This window comes from Tahibacter caeni, assembly GCF_024609805.1.
GTDB classification, from domain to species: Bacteria; Pseudomonadota; Gammaproteobacteria; order Xanthomonadales; family Rhodanobacteraceae; genus Tahibacter; species Tahibacter caeni.
The window spans coordinates 1-1692 of record NZ_JANFVR010000578.1 but is presented as its reverse complement, the minus strand read 5'-3'; the positions used below and the strand labels follow the sequence as shown (position 1 = coordinate 1692).

At 72.7% G+C, this 1692-nt stretch carries 1 protein-coding gene; it reads left to right on the top strand.

Annotated features, from left to right (window positions below; all coding sequences use genetic code 11):
- Positions 1 to 165: 165 nt before the first annotated feature.
- Positions 166 to 1692: DUF5117 domain-containing protein (locus NON22_RS23940; protein WP_257389494.1), on the top strand; the 1527-nt coding region annotated here is incomplete at its 3' end.

Below are 1692 nucleotides of genomic sequence, written 5' to 3'. Positions count from 1 at the left end.
GGTCGTGCCGGCAGTCGCCGGCCCGGAGCCCGCCGCCCCTGCCGCACGATCGGCGCGGCGGGCGGTCGCGCGTGGCCGATACCGCCGCCGGCGCGGGACTTTCCGCATTTACGCCGGCGCGGCGCTGCGGCTAAGGTCGGCCGGTCTTCCGTCATCGACCTGCCCATGAACGCCCTGCTGCGCCGAATCGCCGCCGCTCTGCTGCCCGTCGTCTGTCTCGATGTCCATGCCGCCGACGCCGCGGCCGATCCGCTGGCCGGTCTTGCCTGCAAGGACGGCTTCTTCGCGGTCTGCAGCGATCCGGCCAAAGGCCGCCTGCTGGTCGGCATCGAGCGGCTCGACACGCCGCTGCTGCTCGTGACCTCGCTGCCGCACGGCCTGGGCTCCAACGACGTGGGCCTGGACCGCGGCCAGCCCGGCAGCGTCCGCGAAGTGGAATTCCGCCGCGCCGGCCCGCGCGTGCTGCTGGTCGAGCGCAACACGCGCTACGCCGCCAGCTCGGCCAATCCGGCCGAGCGCGCGAGCGCGCGCGAGGCCTTCGCCGAATCGGTGCTCTGGGCCGGCGACGCCCTGGATTCGCCGCGCAGCGAGCGCACCTATGTGGATTTTTCCAGTTTTCTGATATCCGACCGCCACGGCGTGGCCGAACGCCTGGACCAGGCCAGGCAGGGCAAGTACGCCGTCGACGAGAAGCGCAGCGCCGTGCTGCTCGACGAAGCGCGCAGCTTTCCCGACAACACCGAAGCCGAGGCGCTGCTGACGTTCCAGGGCGCCGGCGAAGGCGACTACGTGCGCCAGGTCGGCATGGACCCGACCGCGCTGAGCCTGCGCCAGCACGTCAGCCTCGTGCGCCTGCCGCCCGACGGGTTCCGACCGCGGCGCTATCACCCGGCCTCGGGCGGCTTCAGCCAGGGTGTCGTCGACTTCTCGCAGCCGCTCGCGGCCAGTCTCGACGTACGCGTGCAGCCGCGCTTCCGGCTCGAGAAGACCGATCCGGCCGCGGCGTCGAGCCCGGTCAGGAAACCCATCGTGTTCTATCTCGATCCGGGTACGCCCGAACCCGTGCGCTCGGCGCTGCTCGAAGGCGCGAACTGGTGGCGCCAGGCATTCGAGCGCGCCGGCTTCCAGGATGCGTTCCGCGCCGAGCTGCTGCCCGACGGCGCCGATCCTATGGACATCCGCTACAACACGATTCTCTGGGTGCACCGCGCGACGCGCGGCTGGTCCTACGGCGCGGCGCTGACCGATCCGCGTACCGGCGAGATCATCAAGGGCGCCGTCACCCTGGGCTCGCAGCGCGTGCGCCAGGACATCCTGATCGCCGAGGCCTTGCTCGCGCCGTATGCGCGCGACGACGCCGACGAACTGGCCGCGCGCGCGCAGGCCATGGCGCTCGCGCGCCTGCGCCAACTCGCCGCGCACGAGGTCGGCCACGCGCTGGGCTTCGCGCACAACTTCGCCGCGAGCCGCAGCGGCAACGGCTCGGTGCTCGACTATCCGCATCCGCTGCTCGGCGGCCTCGACGCGCAGGGCCGCCCGACCCTGCAGCAGGCCTACGGCGAAGGCGTCGGCCCCTGGGACGAATTCCTCGTCAGGCACGCCTACGGCGAATTCGCGCCGGCCGAAGAAGCCGCGGCCCTGGCCGGCCTGCGCCGCGACGCCGCGGCGGCCGGCCTCGAGTACGTCGGCGAC